Annotated in this window: 25 protein-coding genes and 5 pseudogenes; 3 read left to right on the top strand and 27 right to left on the bottom strand. The window is 36.5% G+C overall.

Annotated features, from left to right (window positions below; genetic code table 11):
- The first annotated feature begins 8 nt into the window (after positions 1 to 8).
- A complete protein-coding gene (locus IW510_RS18360) occupies positions 9 to 524 on the top strand; it encodes a transposase (RefSeq protein WP_202062083.1) in 516 nt (171 codons plus the stop codon).
- 199 nt (positions 525 to 723) lie between these two features.
- On the opposite strand, the pseudogene IW510_RS21390 reads toward IW510_RS18360, so the two are convergent.
- From IW510_RS21390 to IW510_RS18410, 12 genes and pseudogenes are all read right to left on the bottom strand, one after another.
- A pseudogene (locus IW510_RS21390) lies at positions 724 to 884 on the bottom strand (ISL3 family transposase); the annotation flags it as partial.
- A gap of 336 nt (positions 885 to 1,220) precedes the next feature.
- A complete protein-coding gene (locus tag IW510_RS18365; RefSeq protein WP_202062084.1) occupies positions 1,221 to 1,784 on the bottom strand; it encodes a histidine phosphatase family protein in 564 nt (187 codons plus the stop codon).
- Between the two features lie 1,860 nt (positions 1,785 to 3,644).
- Positions 3,645 to 3,908 (bottom strand): annotated as a pseudogene (locus tag IW510_RS21395) (transposase); the annotation flags it as partial.
- A 47-nt stretch (positions 3,909 to 3,955) separates the two neighbouring features.
- A pseudogene (locus IW510_RS18370) lies at positions 3,956 to 4,538 on the bottom strand (glycogen/starch synthase); the annotation flags it as partial.
- Positions 4,539 to 4,919 (bottom strand): hypothetical protein, encoded by a 381-nt coding sequence (locus IW510_RS18375; protein ID WP_202062086.1) that lies wholly within the window; start codon positions 4,917 to 4,919, stop codon positions 4,539 to 4,541.
- Positions 4,920 to 4,963: 44 nt separating this feature from the next.
- Complete coding sequence (locus IW510_RS18380) at positions 4,964 to 5,167, bottom strand: hypothetical protein (RefSeq protein ID WP_202062087.1); 204 nt, start codon at positions 5,165 to 5,167, stop codon at positions 4,964 to 4,966.
- Between the two features lie 37 nt (positions 5,168 to 5,204).
- Complete coding sequence (locus tag IW510_RS18385) at positions 5,205 to 5,513, bottom strand: hypothetical protein (protein ID WP_202062089.1); 309 nt, start codon at positions 5,511 to 5,513, stop codon at positions 5,205 to 5,207.
- Between the two features lie 516 nt (positions 5,514 to 6,029).
- Positions 6,030 to 6,194 (bottom strand): annotated as a pseudogene (locus IW510_RS21515) (Tn3 family transposase); the annotation flags it as partial.
- A gap of 223 nt (positions 6,195 to 6,417) precedes the next feature.
- Positions 6,418 to 6,621, bottom strand: coding sequence for a transcriptional regulator (locus IW510_RS18395; protein WP_202062093.1), 204 nt, complete (start codon positions 6,619 to 6,621; stop codon positions 6,418 to 6,420).
- 36 nt (positions 6,622 to 6,657) lie between these two features.
- Positions 6,658 to 6,804: a hypothetical protein gene (locus tag IW510_RS18400; RefSeq protein ID WP_202062094.1), complete on the bottom strand. Its 147-nt coding sequence runs from the start codon at positions 6,802 to 6,804 to the stop codon at positions 6,658 to 6,660.
- Between the two features lie 687 nt (positions 6,805 to 7,491).
- On the bottom strand, positions 7,492 to 8,706 hold the full coding sequence (locus IW510_RS18405; protein WP_202062096.1) for an ArgE/DapE family deacylase: 1,215 nt from the start codon (positions 8,704 to 8,706) through the stop codon (positions 7,492 to 7,494).
- A gap of 557 nt (positions 8,707 to 9,263) precedes the next feature.
- On the bottom strand, positions 9,264 to 9,707 hold the full coding sequence (locus IW510_RS18410) for a universal stress protein (protein ID WP_236674814.1): 444 nt from the start codon (positions 9,705 to 9,707) through the stop codon (positions 9,264 to 9,266).
- Positions 9,708 to 9,829: 122 nt separating this feature from the next.
- Between IW510_RS18410 and IW510_RS18415 the strand changes: the two genes are divergently transcribed.
- Together IW510_RS18415 and IW510_RS18420 are read left to right on the top strand one after the other, a co-directional pair.
- A complete protein-coding gene (locus IW510_RS18415) occupies positions 9,830 to 10,126 on the top strand; it encodes a hypothetical protein (RefSeq protein WP_202062098.1) in 297 nt (98 codons plus the stop codon).
- Positions 10,127 to 10,548: 422 nt separating this feature from the next.
- On the top strand, positions 10,549 to 10,818 hold the full coding sequence (locus IW510_RS18420) for a hypothetical protein (protein ID WP_202062100.1): 270 nt from the start codon (positions 10,549 to 10,551) through the stop codon (positions 10,816 to 10,818).
- A gap of 249 nt (positions 10,819 to 11,067) precedes the next feature.
- On the opposite strand, the gene IW510_RS21520 is transcribed toward IW510_RS18420, so the two are convergent.
- From IW510_RS21520 to IW510_RS18490, 15 genes and pseudogenes are all read right to left on the bottom strand, one after another.
- The gene (locus IW510_RS21520; RefSeq protein ID WP_269092876.1) at positions 11,068 to 11,202 is read right to left on the bottom strand and encodes a hypothetical protein; all 135 of its coding nucleotides are present in this window, start codon (positions 11,200 to 11,202) and stop codon (positions 11,068 to 11,070) included.
- Positions 11,193 to 11,420 carry a hypothetical protein gene (locus IW510_RS18425; protein WP_202062102.1) on the bottom strand — a complete coding sequence of 76 codons (228 nt, stop codon included), beginning with the start codon at positions 11,418 to 11,420 and terminating at the stop codon, positions 11,193 to 11,195. Before IW510_RS18425 ends, IW510_RS21520 begins: the two co-directional genes overlap by 10 nt.
- A 14-nt stretch (positions 11,421 to 11,434) precedes the next feature.
- A complete protein-coding gene (locus tag IW510_RS18430; RefSeq protein WP_202062104.1) occupies positions 11,435 to 11,698 on the bottom strand; it encodes a hypothetical protein in 264 nt (87 codons plus the stop codon).
- A gap of 651 nt (positions 11,699 to 12,349) precedes the next feature.
- The gene (locus IW510_RS18435; protein ID WP_202062057.1) at positions 12,350 to 12,559 is read right to left on the bottom strand and encodes a transcriptional regulator; all 210 of its coding nucleotides are present in this window, start codon (positions 12,557 to 12,559) and stop codon (positions 12,350 to 12,352) included.
- A 16-nt stretch (positions 12,560 to 12,575) separates the two neighbouring features.
- Entirely contained in the window at positions 12,576 to 13,013 is a 438-nt protein-coding gene (locus IW510_RS18440; RefSeq protein ID WP_202062106.1) for a helix-turn-helix domain-containing protein, read from the bottom strand.
- Between the two features lie 406 nt (positions 13,014 to 13,419).
- Positions 13,420 to 14,067 carry a hypothetical protein gene (locus IW510_RS18445; protein ID WP_202062108.1) on the bottom strand — a complete coding sequence of 216 codons (648 nt, stop codon included), beginning with the start codon at positions 14,065 to 14,067 and terminating at the stop codon, positions 13,420 to 13,422.
- 565 nt (positions 14,068 to 14,632) lie between these two features.
- A pseudogene (locus IW510_RS18450) lies at positions 14,633 to 15,201 on the bottom strand (recombinase family protein).
- 113 nt (positions 15,202 to 15,314) lie between these two features.
- Entirely contained in the window at positions 15,315 to 15,899 is a 585-nt protein-coding gene (locus tag IW510_RS18455; protein WP_202062208.1) for an SIS domain-containing protein, read from the bottom strand.
- Positions 15,900 to 15,901: 2 nt separating this feature from the next.
- Positions 15,902 to 16,390, bottom strand: coding sequence for a PTS sugar transporter subunit IIB (locus IW510_RS18460; RefSeq protein WP_202062110.1), 489 nt, complete (start codon positions 16,388 to 16,390; stop codon positions 15,902 to 15,904).
- Positions 16,391 to 17,464, bottom strand: a complete 1,074-nt coding sequence (locus tag IW510_RS18465; protein ID WP_202062112.1) for a PucR family transcriptional regulator — start codon at positions 17,462 to 17,464, stop codon at positions 16,391 to 16,393.
- A 92-nt stretch (positions 17,465 to 17,556) separates the two neighbouring features.
- A complete protein-coding gene (gene dapA / locus IW510_RS18470; RefSeq protein WP_202062114.1) occupies positions 17,557 to 18,441 on the bottom strand; it encodes a 4-hydroxy-tetrahydrodipicolinate synthase in 885 nt (294 codons plus the stop codon).
- A gap of 18 nt (positions 18,442 to 18,459) precedes the next feature.
- Positions 18,460 to 18,867, bottom strand: a complete 408-nt coding sequence (locus tag IW510_RS18475; protein ID WP_202062116.1) for a PTS sugar transporter subunit IIA — start codon at positions 18,865 to 18,867, stop codon at positions 18,460 to 18,462.
- A 14-nt stretch (positions 18,868 to 18,881) separates the two neighbouring features.
- Positions 18,882 to 19,823, bottom strand: a complete 942-nt coding sequence (locus tag IW510_RS18480; RefSeq protein WP_202062118.1) for a phosphoglycerate dehydrogenase — start codon at positions 19,821 to 19,823, stop codon at positions 18,882 to 18,884.
- 12 nt (positions 19,824 to 19,835) lie between these two features.
- A complete protein-coding gene (locus IW510_RS18485) occupies positions 19,836 to 20,672 on the bottom strand; it encodes a PTS system mannose/fructose/sorbose family transporter subunit IID (protein ID WP_202062120.1) in 837 nt (278 codons plus the stop codon).
- Positions 20,669 to 21,418, bottom strand: a complete 750-nt coding sequence (locus tag IW510_RS18490) for a PTS mannose/fructose/sorbose/N-acetylgalactosamine transporter subunit IIC (RefSeq protein ID WP_202062122.1) — start codon at positions 21,416 to 21,418, stop codon at positions 20,669 to 20,671. The genes IW510_RS18485 and IW510_RS18490 overlap by 4 nt, the downstream gene beginning before the upstream one ends.
- Positions 21,419 to 21,428: the final 10 nt, after the last annotated feature.

Consider the following 21,428-nt stretch of genomic DNA (forward strand, 5'->3'; position numbering starts at 1 on the left):
GATATGCTATGCTTAATACTATCAAAAAAATGCTTCGAATTATAGACAAAAATCTCACGATTTTAGCTGTTTTAGAACAAAACATGAAAGGCAAACACACTTTAGTTATTAAAGCTAAACCAGCCCCTTGTTTTTCTCATTGTCCTCACTACCATACATCACTTGAAAACAGTACAAGTTTCATTTGTGCTGAAGGGAAAACAGAGCAGTTGCTTGATGTTCTTCCTTCTAGAAAATTGAACCATTTGGTTCATTACTTTCAGAAATATCCAAATCGAGACCACGTACAATCTCTAGTAACTAATATAAATGCCTCTTATTTTCAATTGACTTCACGTGTATTCCCTCAAGCAAAGCTTGTCCTTGATCGATTTCATGTTGCTCAACACCTTAATCGGCTCTTTAATACCTTTCTCATCAAAGAAGTTGCACGATTACAGCAGAAAAATAAGCAAAATTTAGCGAATAAATTAAAAAATCGCGCCAAAATTAGTCATTCGATACAAAAAATGACACAGCTTTAAATCACCTAAATTTCCCTACATGATAGAAGAAACGATTATTGATTGACTCCTTGATTTTTCTCCTGCACTGCGTTTTACGTATCAAGTATTTCATGAATTAACAGAAGCTTTCCGAAGGAAAAATCACAAACAATTCTTTGGACAACTGCAGATACTTCCACATGGATTGGACGAAACATTTCAGATCACAATCGGCTACTTACTCCCTTATCAAATCGTTCATAAAAAAAGTACATGTTTTCATATTTTGAAAGGATTTAAAGCTGCAAGAGACACGTTTTAGAGTCTTGACATGGGTGTTCATCACTTCCCGTTTGAATACAGATAGATTATGACATTGCATATGCCTTCTTGGTAAGAATGACATAACAAAGGAGGTTGGTTATCGAAAGTTTTTCTCTTTCAATAACCAACCTCCTTATTTCTACTCATCAGTCAGATTTGACAATGAGCTAGAAAAGTCCCTGATTACTATGCAACTCCCTTTCATTTATAATTCACATCTCTTATCATCAATGCTGTACAATACAATACCATCATGTTGACATCCTATTAATTGTACATTATTATATTCATATACCACAACAACTTTTTATTACTCTTTTGAGTGATACTCCCTTTAGCTATCTCATTCTGAGATAGCTTTTTGTTGCGTGTTCTGGTAATATTTTGATTTGAATGCAGACAAAAAAACGATTAGGGAATATAACTATCTATAAACTTGAATTGATTGTTTTTATATTGAAAATGAAGAATGCAACAATTTGAAAACGATTTTCCATCTAATAATTTTTCTGGATTTCCAAAATGAGAAAGAAAACATCGACATGCACCAGCATGTGAGACTGCCAATACTGATTGATGATCCTCTTTTTCCATAATTGTTTGAAGTATTTTAAAGACTCTGTCCATCACTTGCTGCTTTGTTTCACCTCCTCCTTTAGAAAAGAAATCATCATATTCTTCTAAGGGAGGATTCAAATCTTCAGATTCACCTTCATAAACTCCAAAGAACCTTTCTTTCAACCCCTTTTCTCTTTGATAATGTTTTTTTGTAATAATTTCTAAGGTGTCACAACATCTTTCAGCAGTGGAGCTATAGTAATGATCAAATAAAATATCCTTTAATAATTCCCTTGCTCTTTTGGTCTGCTCTATACCATTATCAGTTAGTGGTGAATCACACCAGCCTTGTATCTTTTTTCTCTTATTAAACAACGTTTCTCCATGTCTCATTAAGTACAAATTTTTTATAGTCATATAGGTTGCCTCCTCGTATGTTGTTATTGTCAGAAAAAACTGACAATAGTTATATTTAAACCTTAGTTTAAAATTGTGGTAATCAGATAGAGGTCATCGTATTTCCTCCTTGAATCACTATCTTCCTTTTTTAGACTGACGCCTCTTTTTGCGATAGTATATGAATCAGCTAGATAGAACATCGTTTCTGGATATCAAACGAGGCTATATCCTCCAAGTATAGAGAGGATAACCACTATCTGACAAATCCTTGAAAGTATCTGATTTTATGTTCTTTATTGGCAATGATGTTGATAAGAGAAGCCACGAAGTTGCTCTAATTGATGAAAGTGAGTGAACAACTTAAAATTCATCAATTCATACCATCTACTTCCAGAAATACTATGATAGACATGGAAATGACTGGACATTACTGGCTTCCATTTTTTCATTTCTAAATATCCGTTACAGCATTCAACCCTTTCAAATCAGATATTTTACGAGGTTTCTACATAAAACTTGATGCGATACTAATTACTCAGGTTATACGTTTAGAATTGCAGGGCAAAACCATCTTGCCTACTGAAGAAACCTTTCGATTCGAGTGATTCAGATACAGCTCGGATGATAATTTTTCTAATCTAAAATGAAAATTTACATTACTTAATAAAAATTATAATTACACTCGAGATATCCAACTTACCCTTATTGAAAAGTATTATAACTTTTGTTTTTTACTCAGTTTCATTTCAAACATAGGCTAGAATATATATTGCACGATTATTATCCCTTAAACTCCCCCTCATAAAAATTTGTATGGCAACTTTAAAATACATTATTTTGCTTCCTATCTATTCTATAACGCCATTTAGCAACACAATGTTCATATATACACGTTTCGACTAACTTTGAATATCGTTCGACAACATAGAACACAACGAAAGGGTAGTTAATTCGAACAAAAAATGCTCTTACTATTCACTAAAGAGTAACAAGGGCTTTTCTATAAAAATCAGTAGCAGTTAAGTTAACATGGTACATACTATGTTAGCACTTTACCTTTGTAATGAAAAAATGTAGACAAAAAACAGCCTCCATAGAGACGGTGAAGGACAAGAAATAATTCTTTGACTTTGAGGTGTCAATGCCCTTAACTATACTGACAGTATACTAAAATAACTCTCATTTGCCCCTACCTAATTCAGGAAAAAATTTTACTTAATTTGAATACTCTTTTACATCTGCTTATTAAGCAAACTCGCTGAATACATACGGAAAGTGGTTAAACAGAAGCGTTACCCCAAAAGAGTAATAGTGAAAAATTGAACAGGTTTGCTTTTAAGTTAAAACTACAGTAGTTGATACTGTAGTCGCTGCCAATACACATTTTTTACCGAATAGGAACCACTCCTAAAGAGCGGCTAAGCAAAAAAGGAGTGACCTGCAAGTTCATTGAACGGATTAGTTTTCGCTGGATACTTGCATCTTAACAATATCACTTTAAAAAAGTATTTGCAAAAGATTTTAATGATATCTTATAAACAAAAAAACCGTCCCAAAAGGAACGGTTGCTGAAATAGCTGTGAGTGAGATAGCAACTCACATTTTCATAATAGTATCTTTGAAGATGTTTGTCAAAGATTTACAATACTATCAACCTGGTTCCTATAGTACTCTTCATCATGATTACTAATAGTTTGCTGTGAACAGAAATATGAGATTGGAAAACCCAATTTGTCACTTAGCTCTCGTAAAACTTCGAAACTTAGAATGTTAGTTCTCATTTCATATTTAGAAATCTTCAGACTGAAAGGCTCACTGAGGAAAATGTCTCCCGTGTGCACCACGTTTACTCAAAGCTCCTTAAAGGAGCTCTTTTTTCTACTTCTTCTGATTTCCTTTTCCTATAAATGGATTAATCTCTTCAAGTAATGTGAGTGGGTCTATTACTAAATCCTCTTGAAGCTGATTACGAATATATTATTCTATCGGCTTCCTATTTCTTCCTACCGTATCTACATGGTATCCTCGACACCCAAACTTTCAGTTACCATATCTATATTTTAGATTGGTATGTCTGTCAAAAATCATTAAACTGCTTTTTCCTTTTTAATAGCCCATGAACTGTGAAATACTTAATTTTGGCACGAATACCAAATGATACTTACATTTCCATACAGTTCGTTAGCCTTTTCCATCCGCAGTACACCATCAAGTCCCGAGCCAAATTCCGGTGTCTGAATTTCTTCAGCGTAAGAGGGACTGACTGTATTAACTCTTCCTGCATATAAAATTCCTGTTTTTAGGAAATTAACATTGTTGTCAAAACGAACCGTTCCATCATAATACCGCTCTTTTCCCATTCCAAAAAGATCAGATAGAATATCTTCGCCAAAAATTCCTTGAAACTCAATATTATGAATTGTCAGGACAGTTTCAATCACTTGATACGCCTGAATCCAATGATACTTTTCTCTAATCAGAAATGGAATCATTGCTGATGGTAATCATTTACATGAATGATATCCGGAATAAAATCAATTTTCTCCAGCATCTCCACCACCGCAAGCTGAAAATAGGCAAATCGTTCCCCATCATCATAAAAACCATACAATCCATCCCGATCAAAATAATACTGATTATCAACAAAATAATACGTCACGTCATCAAGCACCAGTTTTTTTATACCGCAATACTGGTGACGCCAGCAACATCACCCAAGCCGCCGGTTTTGAAAAATGGTGTACATTCAGCTGCAGTAAATAAAACTTTCATTCAGACCTCTCCTTCAGACACATTCGTAGTGACATGTTCCCCTTTTCGGATGACCACTGGTTTCTCCGGAGTTCCTTTAATCTGCACACCAGGGTCCACAATGACATTTTTATCAAGTATAGCATATTCAATCCAAGCATTCGAAGCAATTTTGGAACTCGTGTTGATAATCGAATGCTTCACTACAGCGCCTTTATCGATTCTACTTCGACGTGAAACCAGCGAATGCTCCACCGTTCCTTGAATCACACAGCCTGTCGCAAACTGGCTGCTGCTCACTTTTGAATCTTCAGAATAGTAGGTTGGTACTTCATTTTTCAGTTTAGTATAAATTTTTTGATTCGTGTACATTAAAGCATTGAATTTAGCGGGTTCAAGCATATCCATATTCGCTTTATAATAAGATTGCAGACTGTAAATATTTTTTAAATAACCTGCCCAAGCTGGCTTTTCAGGAAATCTAACAGATTTAGCGATACATCCTGTGTCTGAGCCTCCTCCAATGACTGAATCAGCCAATTGGTCTGAACAATGAATGCATCCATACTAAGATTTTCACTCTCGGTTTCAGAGCTGTAATCCTCCAAAGTATGACAGCCGCTGACCTGTCCGTTTTCATCCACATCCAACAAGGTATCTTTCGAACAAACACTTCTGGTCAGCTCTTTAAGTGATTCTTAAAAAATCAGTAGAAACAACACCATTCTGCAAGTTTACTTCAACTAACGTCCAAAAATCAGATTCTTTAAAAATAAGTGCTTTGGCTATTTCTATTCCTAAATCATCAACAGACTTGTTAGAAACAATCAGAAAAATCCCACTGTTATCTTGAATTTCTTTAAATCGTGGAAAATTCCCTGAAATATAGTCTCTTATTTCCATACTCCTTTTCTCAAAATAGGACAACTTATGATTAAAAAGATCTTCTTTCTCCTCTTTTTTACTCAATCTGTAATCAAATAAATATGTTTTCATTTTCATCATCTCCCAATCATTCCATGCTCAGACACATCTAACAATAATTCTTTGAAAAAGGAAACCTCTTCCTCCCACGATTTACCAACCTCCTAATTTTCTTTATTTAATGCCGAAACTTCTATTTTTGGTCTCTCATTTTGTTTTTCTATTTACTTTTTCAAAATAATTCCATCTCCCTTTTTCATTTACATCTTTAAATTTTAGGTCTGTAACTGGACTAAGCTTCCGCATATTCATAATTTTTGACATTATTAAACATACTAGTTCAAATAGAGGTAATACTAATTCCATACATCTTCTCTTATTTCCAAAACCAATTATAGAATAAATTTTTCTTTACCATCACCTTCAATATTCTATTTGGTTAGTAGGTTGTGTTTTAATTTTATTCTTTAATTTTTCCTAATTTCTCTTTTTAAAGGAAAGCTATCCTTACGGTCATAACTCAAGACCGTTAAAAAATCCGATAGTATCTGTTCCTCAGAGTTGTTTAGTAACTTTACTTTGACTACACTAAATCCTAACGGAATGGTCAAGAAAAGAATAACTCCCTGAATTTCTTGAGTTTACTTTAGCTATTCGAGGACTAAATTGAAAACCTAATATTCCGAATAATAAAAAAACAAAAGCACTATATCCAACAGTATCTGTCATAATCTGACTTGATATTATTGAACTGTTGGTATATTCCTAATGCTTGAACCAATCGTATCATAAATGTCTATGACAAGATATTATTTGTCTGTGATATACTAAACTATTGACTCAATTTCCTAATACTAGAATCAATCGTACCATAAATACAATTGATAACATATCCTTTTTCTATGCTATACTAAAAGTGGCAGTAGCATACACTCACAGACTTACTGCCACATCAGCTCCGGTCATCCTAACCACACTAACGACCGGAGTCTTTTTTCTTCAATTCTACATACTCGCCAAATTGCTGTACATATTCTCGTTTACAATGATCACAAGCAAAATAATACTTACCGTGCACCTTTTGAGCTAGCTCTCCACAATCACATTGCACATATACTGTCATAGAATCATTATATGGCGTTTTCGGTACCTTCCACTGATCAAATGTTTGTCTTCCCATAAATATATTCCTCCAGTCATTTCTTTTTATAATAAATCATTCGTCCACCAGGTACGTATAGTTGATTGTCTGGACGAGCCGGATTTCCGGAATTATCTTTGAAACCATCTCTTTCATTAATTCTTCTACCACTGCTTCTGAAGAACAATTCTTCTCATCGATAATGTTTGTTTCTTGCTGCACAACAACAACCCACGTTCCTTTACCAACACCTATCTTCTTTGTAGATCCTGGTATAAATTTATCTGGATACTTTATATGTTGCTACATGACATACGATCGTTCTTTGTTCCAGCGTACACTTGCTTCAGGAAACGTCATGATCCCTAGCTCCTCAATCATTTTGGTCCCTCCCTACGGTATGAAAATATTTCTCTATTAAAAGTTTACACAAAACGGATAGATGCATCTTCAAGGATACCCTGGAACGTCTCCATCCATTTAACATGACTATTTTGTTGATTAGAGAAAACTCCTGATTACTCCATTTCGGATAGTTCATTTTCTTTTTATCCATCTTTCATAATACAAGAAGAGTTACACAGTATCTCAGAAAAGGTCCTGATTACTGTGCAACTCCCTTTTATTTATAATTCGCATCTTTTATTATCAATATTGTTGCTATCTTATTCTATATAGACCCCAAATTATTTACTCAATTTAAGCTCTGCTTTTTATCCGAAAACATCTTACCTAAAACAACCTCCTTGGCCTCCGATTCCTGTACCGCTACCATCACATGCTGCGATGCGATCTTTGATTTTTGTAATAATTTGGACAGCTTCAGCTTGTTTTAGTCTTTTTTGAGCAACTAATTCATCAAAGCGTTCTTGCTTTGCTGTCAGTACCTTGAATGCATCTATAGTCTATTTATAAATCGAAATATTTTTTAATCAAATTTTCATAAATAGTGATAAATTCTAAGAAGTTATTTACCTCTACATATTCATCTATTTGGTGTGCTGTTGAATTCCCAGGGCCACAAACCACAACATTCAAATCAGGTTTTACTCTGATAAACTGCGAAGCATCTGTTCCACCAGAAATGCCAACTATAGGAACCTTTTGATTCAACTCTTTTTCTACTACTTCTTGGCATACTTTCACTATCTTTGCACTTTTTTTACTTTTAACTGGCAAAACATTTTCACTGACTTTTAACGTCAATTTCGTATTTTTTTCTTTATTACATTCATCAACAATATGTTGAATTTTGTTAATAATTTCTTGATTACCAATTTGCGGAATTGTACGAATTTTCACACCTAAACTAGCATTAGCTGGCACCGTATTAATTTGTTCACCACCATTAATCAAGGTCACCACTGGAGTAGTTAATCCTAGCAACTCATCTTCCAATTTTAACGAATCAAAATAAGCTTGTTGTTTCTCATAAAACTGTATTAACGGTGTAATTGCGTTTATTCCTAATTGAGGCATTGAACTATGTGCAGCTATACCTTCCGATTGAACTTCATAGTTAATTGATCCTTTGTGACCAATAAAAATTAATCGCTTTTCTCCATTATAAGGAGTAATATTCTGATTGAGTATTTCTTGGTTTAATTTTAAAGTCTTGTAGTCTGCTCCTGTCGGTTCACAAACAACTAAAGCCTCTAAATCATCAACTAATCCCAAGTCTGCTATTTGACCAGCACCAAGTTCACCTTTTTCTTCACCAACTGTCGCATATAATCGTACTGTTCCATTAATTTCTATGTCACTTTCTTCTAATTGGATCATTGCTATTACAATAGCAACTAATCCAGATTTCATATCTGTCGTTCCCCGACCATACATACGCCTATCTGCAATTACTGCTCCTAATGGCGGATAAGTCCATTTAGATTCGTCCCCAATAGATACTGTATCTTGATGCCCATCAAAACCTAGAACAGGACCACTCCCATTCCCAATTTCAGCGATTAAATTCATCCGACCTTCATCATATTTAATTAGCTTAGACTTAATCCCATATTCAGTAAATAATTTTTCTAAATAAAATGCAACTTCCTCTTCATTACCATTAACTGAGTTAATCTTTACCACATCTTGCAGAACCTTTACCGCATCTAATTTTTTCATAGTGTTCCTCCTTGTAAATTTAGATTACTCAATTAATCAGCCATTACTTTTTATTTAGCTGTTATTTTATATAATTGAGTTAGGCGCTGTGGACTAGTATCTCCTAAGAAATATCCACTAATTATTTTTTGTTAATATCTATCCATTTCAATCAATCAGATCTGCAACAGCGCATCTTAAAGCTTTTGCTAAAGCTGCATACTCATAAGTTTTATGTGGCTTTCAGCGATACAAGTACTCAAATCTAAGATTTTCTTCGTTTATTCTAACGTCAAAATAAAGAGGACTAACAAAGGTGTTTGCTTTCGCACTGCTAAAATTGAGGTTCCTGTGTCCACTCATTCAGCCTTCACCGATTGTTAGTCCCTTGTACCTTGTAAGGAATCTGTTCATCCCCCACGCTCCTTTTATCGCTTCTGCAATAGTTTTGCAAGTAGTACGTAACCTAAATCGTACGTACCCCATAAGTTTTCTTCCGCTTGCAACATTTCTGTATTCATTGGATTTGCTTATGGTGGGAGTTTTAAATCCCTTACACCTATTTTATACCACACTCTTTAAGAATACTCAATCAATACGCTTGCTGTTAATACATCACACGGAGCATGATTGACTACGTATGAAGCGGTAGATCCCACCAATGCTCGTGTGATTCTACCTTTTCCAGTTGCCCCTACAACAATGAGATCTATTTTCATCTGCTCTGCGTAGTTGATAATATCCTGTTTAGGTATTCCGATACTCACTTTCTTTTCAATTTTGAACAAGTACATGCTATTTACTAATTTGTTTAATAATTCTTCCGCATTTGCATAAAGCAACTTTGTCACTTCTTCCATCATTAAGGGGCCGAAAGAAAGTGCAGTTAAATCTATGCTATTCATGACCGTTAAAGAAGCCTCATTTCGTTTGGCAATTGCTACTGCTTCAATAAATGCTTTTTCTGACTGTACCGAGTCATCCACCGCAACCAAAATATTTGTATACTTGTCAGTCATCATAACCCCCTCCTGTTTTTAGTATACTATGAGTCACTCAATTGAGCGAATAAAGTAGCATTCTTCTCGAAATAATTATTCCTTTTGCGTATAATAGATGTAAGAAAATGAATGGAGGGTTTATCATGGTTTCACCAAACAAGGTAGTTAGCCCAAAGGAAAAACTGGAGCTTATCGCATTGATTGAAGACGGAACACAGACAAACAAAGGGTATTCTGTTGCTAAAGTAAAATGGAACGGAAAAGATGCATTTGCCATTAGATATGACGGTGATAACGAAGAAGATAAAGGGTTTCCAACGACTACTAACGGGTATCATGCTTCTTGGTTTATTCTCCCTAATGAGGTATCTCTTCCTTACTTGCGTTTCTTTGTCGCTCAAAAAGACCTGATCGAACGCTTGGAAAAACACTTGAATTGATACGATTCAATGAACCCATGTTGTGTCAAATAATTTCCACACTTCCCTCTAAGTTTTTGCTCTCAGCCAACAATCATCACTCTTACTCAATGTATTCAAACTTCCTGCTTTCCCTGTCAACTATTTTTTCTTTCATATATTTCAAAATAGTGCTAGAGCTAATGTTCAACTCTTCTGTTGCATCTACACATGCACCATAAATAGTTTCTTGTCCTTTAAACTCTTAATACCGAAAAATATAACAATACCTGTAATTTTGACTTTCATTTTTTGTTCTTTCTCTCTTCAAATTTTATTATTTCATCTGTTTGATCTTATCTTCTTTATTTTCTACGCTATCACTAAATATGAACTTCCCCCTATTCCTTTTCTCTACTGCTTTTTGTATACTATATTCAAAACAACAACTTGGAGGTATACTTATGGGATTTATGGAATTTACTTATCGTGTCGAACGCAAAGAAGGAACCATCCTTATCGAATGGGTCCCCGTCCTTGTCAATGTTTCTTTAAATGACGCCAATGCCTACATTAAAAGTAAAACCAGCGGGTTATTTGGCGAACGGCCATCCAATTACCGCCTTGTCAAAGAACAACCGAAACCCAAACCGTCACTGCCCCCTGTTGCTTCTTTACCTCGGCGTAATATACATCAACAGCCCTGCTACTCCCGCAGAAAGCAGTCGAATTGATACTACTTTCAAGCCAACTGCATATCTGTTTGATTGGGTGAGTTTATCAAGTATTCTTCATCTATTCCATATAGGACGCAACCATTAAAGTCAAATCTATTAATTAGTTTCAAGCTATTTGTGTATTCTTCAGGAAACGAGAACTTCAATTTCATGTTTGCGGGTCCAGGTATCAGTGGAACGAAAATTTACGGTATAAAATATAAATGGAAGCAAAAAGAGCGACCTAAACAGGTAGCTCTTTTTATCTTACTCTATAAAAAGTTTAATGTATCCTTGATCTTCCTTATTGTATATGTGCTTGCCTGCTAAAGAAGCAATCTCTTTTATTGTCTCCAGGCTTTCAAAACTGCTATCATTCCCATCTTCAATCTCTACTTCCATATTTTCCCATCTTCTACTATGTGACTTGTACAGTTTACATAGTATTTATCTAAAATATCTTCTAATGGATACTGAGAATCTTCATCAGCTTCAAGTTCAAATTTCAACGTGATAACATATCTTTTATTTTTCAAGTCTTTGAATATGCCGTTTCCTATTTCTTCATAATTCTGTTTGTCTTGATACCTATCTAAAATAACTTGTTTGATATTCTTCAATGATTTTTCTTCCTCTATGAATATTCGATATAAATAACTCTATCTATATTATTTTTGATTAATTCAATCATACTGATTAATATTTTTCTTGGCACATCATCAAGTCCACTTAATTCAACAGTTTCTAATTGATCTAAAGCTTCTGTATTATTAGGTATTTTCCAAGGGCTATTGTCATACCAACCTTCATTCATATTATAATAAAGCGCTAGAGACTGCCATCCCTCATTTCCAGGTTCTATCTTTGTCATGATCTCGTCAAAATAGCCATCCCACATTTGTATTCCTACTCTTTCCAATGTCCGTTTGTAAGCATCTGATCTTGAGGCGGTGTACTAACACCATTTTTTCTATCAGTTATAGCCTTTTGCCAATCATATTTGCTTACCCATTGATTTTTCCCTACCATAATTTGTTGTGTTCTTCGTTGCCCGGTAGGTGTTCCTTGGATTGTTTTTTCAACAACAAATGTATTCCCTTGATCAGCTGGTGCACCTGGAGTCTTTGTATGCCAACGAACTTCTATCGTTTCTCCATTCTGTTACCATTTATATGAAATTTGCTCATATCCATTCTTTGATTGTGCATTGATTTTTGCACTATCAGGAATATTAATTGGAGACTTCTGTTTATATTTATCTGCAATCTTCAATTTTTCTGCATCCGTCAGTGAAGAGAGGTTCGGTATTTGAACTGGTGCTTGAACCGTTCCACCTCCAGATGGTAAACTTCCTTTATTAATCGACTTAGACCATGTCTTACCAGTAGGTGCTTGTACTTTTGGAACAGCTGTTGCATTCGGCTGCTTGCTTCCGCCTTGAATCGTTCCTCTGTTTCTATCCGAAAGACTCTTACATCACTTAATGAGTATGCTATACTAAAAGCGACAGTAGCATACACTCACAGAACTGCTGCCGCATCAGCTCCGGTCACCCCCGACGACCGGAGTCTTTTTTCTTCAATTCTACATACTCGCCAAATTGCTGCACGTACTCTCGTTTACAATGGGCACAAGCAAAATAATACTTCCCATATACTTTTTTTGCCAATTCTCCACAATCACATTGAACATATACTGTCATAGAATCATTGTATGGCGTCTTTGGCACCTTCCACTGATCAAATGTTTGTCTTACCATAAAAAAGTTGCTCCCTTTAGGCATTTTGTTTACAGTAAATCATTACGCCTCCAGGTAGTCGAACACCATAATTTCTTTTGTTTACATGATCGAGATACGTATAGTTGATTGTTTGGATCACTCGACTCTCCGGAACCCTTTTTGAAACCAACTCTTTCATTAATTCTTCTGCAGCTGCTTCTGAAGAACAGCTCTTTTCATCGATAATGTTTGTTCCCTGCTGTACGACGACAACCCATGTTTCTTTATTCGCCTGTTCTTCTATCTTTCCTGTCAAATGTTCCATTCCCTTCTTTGTAATGAGCCACGTTCCTTTACCAATGCCAATCTTATCTATGGATCTATGTAAAAATTTATCAGGATATTTTGTATGTTGTTGCATGACATACGATCGTTCTTTCTTCCAGCATACACTTGCTTCAGGAAACGTCATAATCCCCATCTCCTCGATCATTTTGGCTCTCCTTTTTGATTCTTCAAGTAAAACAATTACACCATATATAAAGTATTACGTTTATACACTTTATATATGGTATGAAAATTTTTTTCATTAAAAGTTTACACAAAACGGACAGATGCATCTTCAAGGATACCCTGGAACGTCTCCATCCATTTAACATGACTATTTTGTTGATTAAAGAAAACTCCTGATTACTCCATTTCGGATAGTTCATTTTCCTTTTATCCATCTTTCATAATACAAGGAGAGTTACACGGTATCTCAGAAAAGGCCCTGATTACTGTGCAACTCCCTTTTACTATAATTCACATCTCTTATCATCAATATTGTTGCTATCTTATTCTATATAGAACCCAAATTGTTTACTCAATTTAAGCTCTGCTTTTTATCAGAAAACATCTTACCTAGAACGACTACCTTGGCCTCTTCCACCACCAGCTCCTTGCCCTCCGATTCCTGCACCGCTGCCATCTTGTAGACCATTACCAGCTCCCTGGCCTCCGATTCCTGCACCACTGCCGTCTTGTAGACCATTACCAGCTCCTTGCCCTCCGATTCCTGCACCACTGCCGTCTTGTAGACCATTACCAGCTCCTTGCCCTCCGATTCCTGCACCACTGCCGTCTTGTAGACCATTACCAGCTCCTTGCCCTCCGATTCCTGCACCACTGCCGTCTTGTAGACCATTGCCAGCTCCTTGGCCACTGATTCCTGTACCGCTGCCATCACATGCTGCGATGCGATCTTTGATTTTTGTAATAATTTGGACAGCTTCAGCTTGTTTTAGTCTTTTTTGAGCAACTAATTCGTCCAAACGTTCTTGTCTTGCTGTCAGTACCTTTTCTTGAAACTCTGCTAGCTTCCCATAACCATTCGCTATTTGACCTAACCCAGTGCCTCTTCCAATATTCATTCCGTCTAATGTTTTCCCAATAACTTCTTGCAAAATGTCTGTATTACTTTGTGCAGCATCAACTCTTTGACCACTCATAAATGCAGCCACCATTCCTAAGCTAATCATACTAATCGCTATCCATTTTTTCTTCATATTTATTCCCTCCTATCTTTTTATGGTTATTATATCAAGAAATTGTGACAGAAATGTGGCAAAATAGATATTTGTATCTTCAGAAATAATCTGGAATGTTTCCGTCTACAGCACAATCATTGTAATATAAACCACACCTAACTAAAATATACAACTCACCTCATAAAGTTTACGGTTTTGGATAAAACCATGTACTTAAAAATAGCTGCAAGTCTTCTAACGACCTTACAGCTGTATCCTTAACTGTTGTTATCGTTTTTGTTTTGGAATCATGCATCGATCCGGCTGGCCGGCTCAAGTTACTATTTTTTTGTGTTTAAAGTGATATTGACATAGTATTAATTATGAACTACTATAAATATATACCAACAACAACCTTTTTATTTTTCATATTACTCTGTTGAGTAATACTCCTTTTAGCTATCTCTTTTTGAGATAGCTTTTTATTTTTCTCAAAAAACGCCGTTTCTGGGAAGTTTTACTCAGTATATTATTAACCTTGATCCATCGAAATCACCTTAGAATCTTCCTCTTGTAAACATAAGTTTATGAAAGTTAGATTTTGTTATAAGTTTTGGTGCTTTCGCTGCCTTTTTTCTCGGTATAATGTCGCTTCACTAATCCCAGTCTCTTTAGCAACCCTCTTCACCGTCCGTTTTGGGTCTTTCAATCTTTCCATCGCTAGATCCAATTGCTCACGACTGAATTTCTTTGGCCGACCTTCTCTAAAATCCGGATTAAGCTTCGCAAGTGCTTTCCCTTCTTGTGTCCGTTCCACAATCATATCTCGTTCAAATTCTGCAAAAGCAGAAAAAATCGTGAACGTTAGACATCCGGTCGGAGTGTCCTCGATTATCCCATATTCAAAATCTGAATCTTCACACCTCGATTGAATAAATCTTGAACTGTTTCTAATCCCTGGATCGTTGATCGAGCAAAGCGATCCAATTTTGTCACGACTAAAGTGTCTCCTTCAGATAATTCCTGAAGCAGCTGCTGGAATTCTTTTCGGTCAACTTTTGTACCGGTGAATTTTTCTGTGTAAATTTTGTCACATCCCTGTTTTTTCAAAGCAAGGATTTGTGACTCCAAATCTTGTCCCCAAGTCGAGTCCCTGGCATATCCAAAAATCACGAAAAACACCTCATTCCTACCGCTATTTTCTGTACGGATGTTCCAGTGACCCCTTAACCCAAATTATAGCGTAAAATTGGACTCAAGAGAACCTTACAACACAATCCTTTTTTTTATGCGCCTAGAGATTCACCGATTGCGCCACCTGGATGCCAAACGACATAATCTTCGGATTTTAGTTTTCGCTCTTTTTGCAAAAGAATCGATAAGGTCTGCAACAATAATGTTTGTTTGATAATCGAAGCACGCGGTGGTTTGTTCAGGTCATCACCTTCTTCTTTGGTGCAAGTGCACAAGGACACATCTGATAACTGACTCAAAGAAGAGTTGTGGTTTCTCGAAACGCCGATGATTTTTGCCCCATTGGCTTTCAATGTGCGAATCGTGTATAACAATTCTACTGTCTCACCACTATTAGAAATCGCAATCACAACATCTCCTACCCTAACCTGTCCACTAGATCCATGCACAGCCTCTGTACCATCTAAAAAGTAAGCAGGAGTTCCGGTAGAAGAAAGCAGTGAAGCAATATAGCCGGAAACGTAAGAGGGTTTGCCAATTCCTGTGACATGAACCCGACCACCTTCGCTCTCTGAAGCTAAGACCAATGATTCTGCTTCATTTAAAGCTTGATAATCCATCGTATCAAATAACTCGTTAATCTCGTTTTTTATAGTTTGTTCAAATTTTTCAATCATAATCAACCATCTTTCTTCGTTTGTTTAAAGATAGAGTAGTCTTTTGAGTCGTAAGGTGCAGTTTGTAAGAAAAATTTTGTTCCTTTATTCTGAACATATCGAATCGCTTTGATTTCTTCAGCACTGTAGTATGCGTCCAACTGCTTAATCATTACTCTGCTGGCAGGATAAGGTAGCTGAACTTCTGCAGTTTCAAAGCCTTTATCAATTGCCTCTTTCAGTACTTCCAGATCTTTGAAAATGATCATAAGATTGCACTTTTCTTCTCGATCTTTTTGGAGAAATTCAATCAGCTGATCAACGGAAAAAATACCCACGCCTTTCTTTTTCGGAAAACTAAGCTGTAGAACTTTTGCAAGAAAAGGATCATTGATATGAGTGGGATCAACTACTACAATGAAATTCGCATTTATGAAGCTGTTCCAATTCAAAGCTACTGTTGCATGCAACAACCGATTATCTACACGAACTAATTTGATTTTCACACTCATTTACTTTTCACCCACTTGCTTTCTACTTTGGCTTTTTAGAAAATTTGCCAAACCATAAATCATCATTTTTCCTTGGAAACTTCCTCGAATGTCCAAATTAAACAGTTCCTCATAACGCTTAATCTTGTACAGCAAAGTATTTTTGTGTAAAAACAGCCTTTCAGAGGTCTTCTTGACACTGAAATCATTTGCATAAAGCTGAGCAACTACTTGAATAAGCTCATCCACGTCCAATTGATCCGTTTTTCTTTTGTAATAATCAAAAACATTAGCGGTCAGCTTTCTTGAAGCATTCGTTGTGAAATAAGAAAACAAATGATCTTCAAAATAGACCGGTTCATCCTTCGTTAGCGAAACATTTTCCCGCAGCCAGAGACAGTTCAAATAACTGAAACTGTATAAATCGATGTCCACTTGGATCGATCCAACAGCGTAATAACAATCCGTCAACCCCCATTCAATCATCTCTTGAATAAAATCGTCCAGATATTCTGTTGTACTCACTTCATTCTTTTTAGGCAATGATTTATAAATGAGCAAATTGCTAGGGTTCAACAAAGAATAGATCGTATTCTTATCGTTGATCTTACATTTCAAACCCATAATTTCTTCTTTATCAAACTTTTCTTCATTAACTATATAAATCGGTATTCGAGGAAGCGATGAATCAAAATTAATTTTTGCCATCAACTCTTCTATATACCTGTAACTGGATCTTTCTTCATTCAAAAGTTCCTTGATCAGTTTGTCATCTATCGAAAGAATCCCTTTCGCTGATTTCTGATTCAACTCATATTGAATCCGTGTCTTCAAGGAATCAAAAAGAAGTTTTCCAACAACATCAATCGCTTGATTAGGGCCGCTGATCCATAAGTATCCATATCGATGATTGGACACAACGATTTTGTATATTCGATGATCAGAGTCCTTGCTTTCAATCGATACCGTCTCGTTAATTTTTTCTTCCAAACTGCACGATATTATCCTACCATTTTCGTTCAGTAACCCAATGATATAGTCGGGGTTTTCTTGAACTACATGAATGAACTCTTTAAAAATTTTCCCTAGTTTCATTTTGATCACCAAAAATTCTATTTTGATCTAAATATACCATAATTCTTAGCCGCATTCATCACTCGAAAACTCATTTGACTACCCATCTTTATTTATAAATAATAATAAGCTAACATCTTTTTAACTTTACTTTCTACTTGCGTATTTGGTTCTTGGACCGGTTTTCTAGCGGGGCCCACTTCAGCAATACCAGCCATTTCTACTGCTTGTTTTAGTATTGATGGAACAGTTCCCATCGGCAATACGTTCCGCAATTCTTCAATATCTTGCTGCAACTTTTGTGCTTCTTCCAAATTTCCTGCACGATATGCTCGATCCAACCCCACCAAAGTTTCAGTGATCAAATTGCTCGTTCCGGCGATTGCACCGGTTGCTCCCATTTGATAGCCAGCTAAAATTTTGGAATCTGAACCAACCAATACTTTGATTTTTGTGCCTTCAGCCGCTTCAATATAACTTTTCAAATTAGCTAAATCACCGCTGCTGTCCTTAATCCCACATATGTTCTCAACCTTAGTCAAGGTTTTCAGTACACTCGCAGATATATTCATTCCTGTAGCTTTGGGAATGTTGTATAAAATAATCGGAATCTTTACACTTTCAGCGACTTGGATATAATGTTGAATCAATTCCTCATCGGTTGGTCGCAGAAAATAAGGAGTGATCACTGATAAAGCGTCTGCTCCGAGTGATTCCGCTTGTTTCGATAATTGAATCGTTTCTTTGGTTGAACATGCGCCAGTACCCACATAGACTGGAACGCGTCCGTTAACATGATCAATAACCGCTTTAGCAAAAGCCATTTTTTCTTGATTATCTAAAACATGGAACTCTCCGTTGCTGCCCAATGGGAATATGCCTGAAACACCTTTTTTAATCAAATGATTGACTAATTGTTCCATTGCGGCTAAATTTAAACTTTCTGCTGTATCCCTTTTAATAGGAGTGACAATCGGGGTTATGATTCCTTCAAACACGTTTACTCCACCTGCTTTCTAAACTTCTAATCGTTCATTAGTCAAAATCATGCTTTCGTTAAAGACTTTAAAGCTGTCTTGCACGATTTGTTCCAGATCAATACTTTCTGCGGTCATACCTTTCATATATAGCTCAATTAGCAAAGGTAAATTCACACCGCTCAATACTTTATGATCGTATTGTTTCGTCAGTGCCGTCAAAACGTTAGACGGTGTTCCGCCAAATAAATCGACCAAAGCAATGGTCTGTCCTTCGATTTCTTCAAAAATCGCTCTTGCTTCTTTATAAAAATCCTCAAAAGATTTTTCTGGAAGCAGTGATAGATTATAGATATTTTCAGTCTGCCCAATGATCATTTCCGCTGATTTCACCAGCTCTTCACCAAACTGACCGTGAGTTGCTACAATGATGTTCAATTTTGCCATTTCATTTCCTCTTTTCAACTCTGTGTTAAAATTTGTAATTGTTCCATAATAATTCTTGATGAATACTCGCAGGTTCGTTTTTCTGATTCCACGGTTCGTGCTGCGGTATGGGACGTCAATAAGAAGTTGTCCAATTCCAACAGCGGCTCGTCTTCCGCTGGCGGCTCTGTGCTGAACACATCAAAGCAGGCACTTCTGATTTCTCCTGTTTTCAAAGCTTGATACAAGGCATATTCGTCTACTATCCCGCCTCTAGCAGTATTCAATAAGCATGCGCTGGATTTCATTTTTTTAAATTCTTTTGTTGAGATCATATTTTTGGTATCATTGATTAATGGTAGGTGTAGCGAGATATAATCTGAACTTTCCAGTAAATGTCCCAATTCGACTTTTTTAACTTGGTACTCGTCTAATACTTCGGTTGAAATATCGAACACATCATTTACTTGGACAGTCATACCTACGCCTACTGCTTGTTTTGCTAAGTATTTTCCAATCGCTCCAAAACCGATGATTCCCAATACTTTTTCCCGCACTTCAAACCCAGTTGGTTTTTCCCATCCATGATTTTTCACCTCACGAATCGTTGTCCATAGATTCTTCGACTCGCAATAGATAAAACTCATAACATGCTCCGCTACCGCATTCGAATTCGATCCAATCGTTCTGCCTACATAGATATTTTTACTTTCAGCGTAAGTGACATCAATGTTATCTGTTCCCACACCAAATTTACATATTACCTTCAGTTTCGGGCATTGATCAATCAGCACCTGATCCATTTTATCAACGCCCACAATAATCGCATCTGCATCTCTGGCTAGTTCAGTAAATTCTTCTGGTGAATAAGCCAAACCTGTATCGTTGTAATGAACCTCTAAACCTGCTTGCTTCATTGTCTCCACGTAATCCCCCCCGTAAGCGGCAAAACCTCGTGGTGTTATTAATACTTTCATCCAGTTCCTCCTCTAAATAATTCCTAAGAATGTCAGCAAAATGGCCAGCGCCATCGTGACAAAAATGATATTGAGATACTTCGGACCTTTTTTGATGATATAGAAATACATCGCCATCACTAAACAGAATGGTAAAAGATTCGGCAGCATTCCATTCAAAATCTCCTGCACAGAAACTGTCTCTGTTTTACTTACAAATTCTAAAATTGTCTCAAATTTGACATACGCCGCGGATAAACAACCAATCATAAACAACCCAACAATACTCGCAATGTCGATAACCTTCTTGATTGCTCCTGATTGCAGAATCGTCATAACTGAGTTTCTCCCTAACGAGTAGCCTTTGTTAAATAGAAACCATGACCAGCCATAAGACCATGCAAGATAGATCAACCCAGGAATAAAAGCAGCTAAAACAGAACCTTCCAATGCCATCGGAACAAAAATCGCTAAAGGAATTGTCGCGACGATCCCTTGGTCAACACTGTCGCCGATTCCAGCTAAAGGACCCATCAAACCAATTTTCAATGATTCCATCATCTCAGGAGTGACCTCTTCATTCCCCATCGCACGTTGTTCTTCAAGTGAAATGATGATACCGTGAATAACACTGCCCCAGTCACAGTTAGTATTAAACATTTGGACATGACGTTTCATTGATTCTTGCAACTCATCAGGATCATCTTTGTAGATTTTTTGCAAAATTTTATTTAATGAATAGCTGAAGGCCAAAGCCTGCATCCGGTCAAAACTTACAGGAACCTCCACAGCTAATGTCCACTTCCACCAAGCTTTGAATAGATCCATGCGAGTGATTTTTTTTTCTGAAACTGTACTTACTTCGCTCATGCGTAATCCTCCTCATCAGAAGTTTGTTTAAATAAAGAACTGATCATCGCTATACAAACCGCGAAAACAGCACCAGTCAGCATAGAGAAGCCCATAACTGAGTATGCGAAGAACCCTAAAACAAAGAATGGCAAATATTGTTTTTTACCCATAACGACTAATGTTAAGGCGAATCCTAAAGCGGGAAGCATCGCACCAGCATTTGATAAGCCATTCATCAACCATTCAGGAATCACATTAATAAAGGCTTTGACGACATTTGCACCAAATAGGGTTGAGATAAATACCGGAGTAAAATACAAAACGCCATTTGTCAGCCACGGAATCAGGAATGAATACAAGGACAGCTGATCATATTTACCTTCTTCAATTAATTTGTCTGCCCGTGTATTGTAGAAAGAGTTGAACGTACGACGAACATTATTGATCAATACTCCTAGAACACCAAAGGGAACAGCTAGCGCCACAGCCGCATTCGCATCTAAATTACTTAATAAAGCTGCCGGAATAGCGATACAAGCTGCTAATGCTTGGTCGCTTGGAATATTACCCCCAGCTTCGATCCCGCCCATATAAATCAATTGGATCGTTGCTCCATACAATAGACCTTGCTGAACATCACCAAAAACTAACCCAATAAATACACCTAAAACAACTGGCTTACGAAAAGCAAAGGAGAAGAAATACTGTGCCCTTCCCATTGCGATCCAATAAATAAGTCCCACTAACGCTGCTTGAATAACCATGATAATCTCC

The sequence above is a fragment of the Enterococcus sp. BWR-S5 genome (genome assembly GCF_016745255.1).
Classification (GTDB): Bacteria; Bacillota; Bacilli; order Lactobacillales; family Enterococcaceae; genus Enterococcus_L.

What these genes read in the sequence shown, in the direction of transcription:
- IW510_RS18440 (WP_202062106.1), bottom strand. Translation starts at nt 13,013, where the DNA reads ATGATCGAGGAGATGGGGATTATGACGTTTCCTGAAGCAAGTGTATGC.
- IW510_RS18490 (WP_202062122.1), bottom strand. Translation starts at nt 21,418, where the DNA reads ATGGTTATTCAAGCAGCGTTAGTGGGACTTATTTATTGGATCGCAATG.
- IW510_RS18375 (WP_202062086.1), bottom strand. Translation starts at nt 4,919, where the DNA reads ATGCTTGAACCCGCTAAATTCAATGCTTTAATGTACACGAATCAAAAA.
- IW510_RS18405 (WP_202062096.1), bottom strand. Translation starts at nt 8,706, where the DNA reads ATGAAAAAATTAGATGCGGTAAAGGTTCTGCAAGATGTGGTAAAGATT.
- IW510_RS18410 (WP_236674814.1), bottom strand. Translation starts at nt 9,707, where the DNA reads ATGATGACTGACAAGTATACAAATATTTTGGTTGCGGTGGATGACTCG.
- IW510_RS18430 (WP_202062104.1), bottom strand. Translation starts at nt 11,698, where the DNA reads ATGTGGGATGGCTATTTTGACGAGATCATGACAAAGATAGAACCTGGA.
- IW510_RS18415 (WP_202062098.1), top strand. Translation starts at nt 9,830, where the DNA reads ATGGTTTCACCAAACAAGGTAGTTAGCCCAAAGGAAAAACTGGAGCTT.
- IW510_RS18420 (WP_202062100.1), top strand. Translation starts at nt 10,549, where the DNA reads ATGGGATTTATGGAATTTACTTATCGTGTCGAACGCAAAGAAGGAACC.
- IW510_RS18445 (WP_202062108.1), bottom strand. Translation starts at nt 14,067, where the DNA reads ATGAAGAAAAAATGGATAGCGATTAGTATGATTAGCTTAGGAATGGTG.
- IW510_RS18385 (WP_202062089.1), bottom strand. Translation starts at nt 5,513, where the DNA reads ATGAAAACATATTTATTTGATTACAGATTGAGTAAAAAAGAGGAGAAA.
- IW510_RS18365 (WP_202062084.1), bottom strand. Translation starts at nt 1,784, where the DNA reads ATGACTATAAAAAATTTGTACTTAATGAGACATGGAGAAACGTTGTTT.
- IW510_RS18485 (WP_202062120.1), bottom strand. Translation starts at nt 20,672, where the DNA reads ATGAGCGAAGTAAGTACAGTTTCAGAAAAAAAAATCACTCGCATGGAT.
- IW510_RS18460 (WP_202062110.1), bottom strand. Translation starts at nt 16,390, where the DNA reads ATGAGTGTGAAAATCAAATTAGTTCGTGTAGATAATCGGTTGTTGCAT.
- IW510_RS21520 (WP_269092876.1), bottom strand. Translation starts at nt 11,202, where the DNA reads ATGGAAGTAGAGATTGAAGATGGGAATGATAGCAGTTTTGAAAGCCTG.
- IW510_RS18465 (WP_202062112.1), bottom strand. Translation starts at nt 17,464, where the DNA reads ATGAAACTAGGGAAAATTTTTAAAGAGTTCATTCATGTAGTTCAAGAA.
- IW510_RS18455 (WP_202062208.1), bottom strand. Translation starts at nt 15,899, where the DNA reads ATGATTGAAAAATTTGAACAAACTATAAAAAACGAGATTAACGAGTTA.
- IW510_RS18360 (WP_202062083.1), top strand. Translation starts at nt 9, where the DNA reads ATGCTTAATACTATCAAAAAAATGCTTCGAATTATAGACAAAAATCTC.
- IW510_RS18480 (WP_202062118.1), bottom strand. Translation starts at nt 19,823, where the DNA reads ATGAAAGTATTAATAACACCACGAGGTTTTGCCGCTTACGGGGGGGAT.
- IW510_RS18435 (WP_202062057.1), bottom strand. Translation starts at nt 12,559, where the DNA reads ATGGTAAGACAAACATTTGATCAGTGGAAGGTGCCAAAGACGCCATAC.
- IW510_RS18395 (WP_202062093.1), bottom strand. Translation starts at nt 6,621, where the DNA reads ATGGGAAGACAAACATTTGATCAGTGGAAGGTACCGAAAACGCCATAT.
- IW510_RS18475 (WP_202062116.1), bottom strand. Translation starts at nt 18,867, where the DNA reads ATGGCAAAATTGAACATCATTGTAGCAACTCACGGTCAGTTTGGTGAA.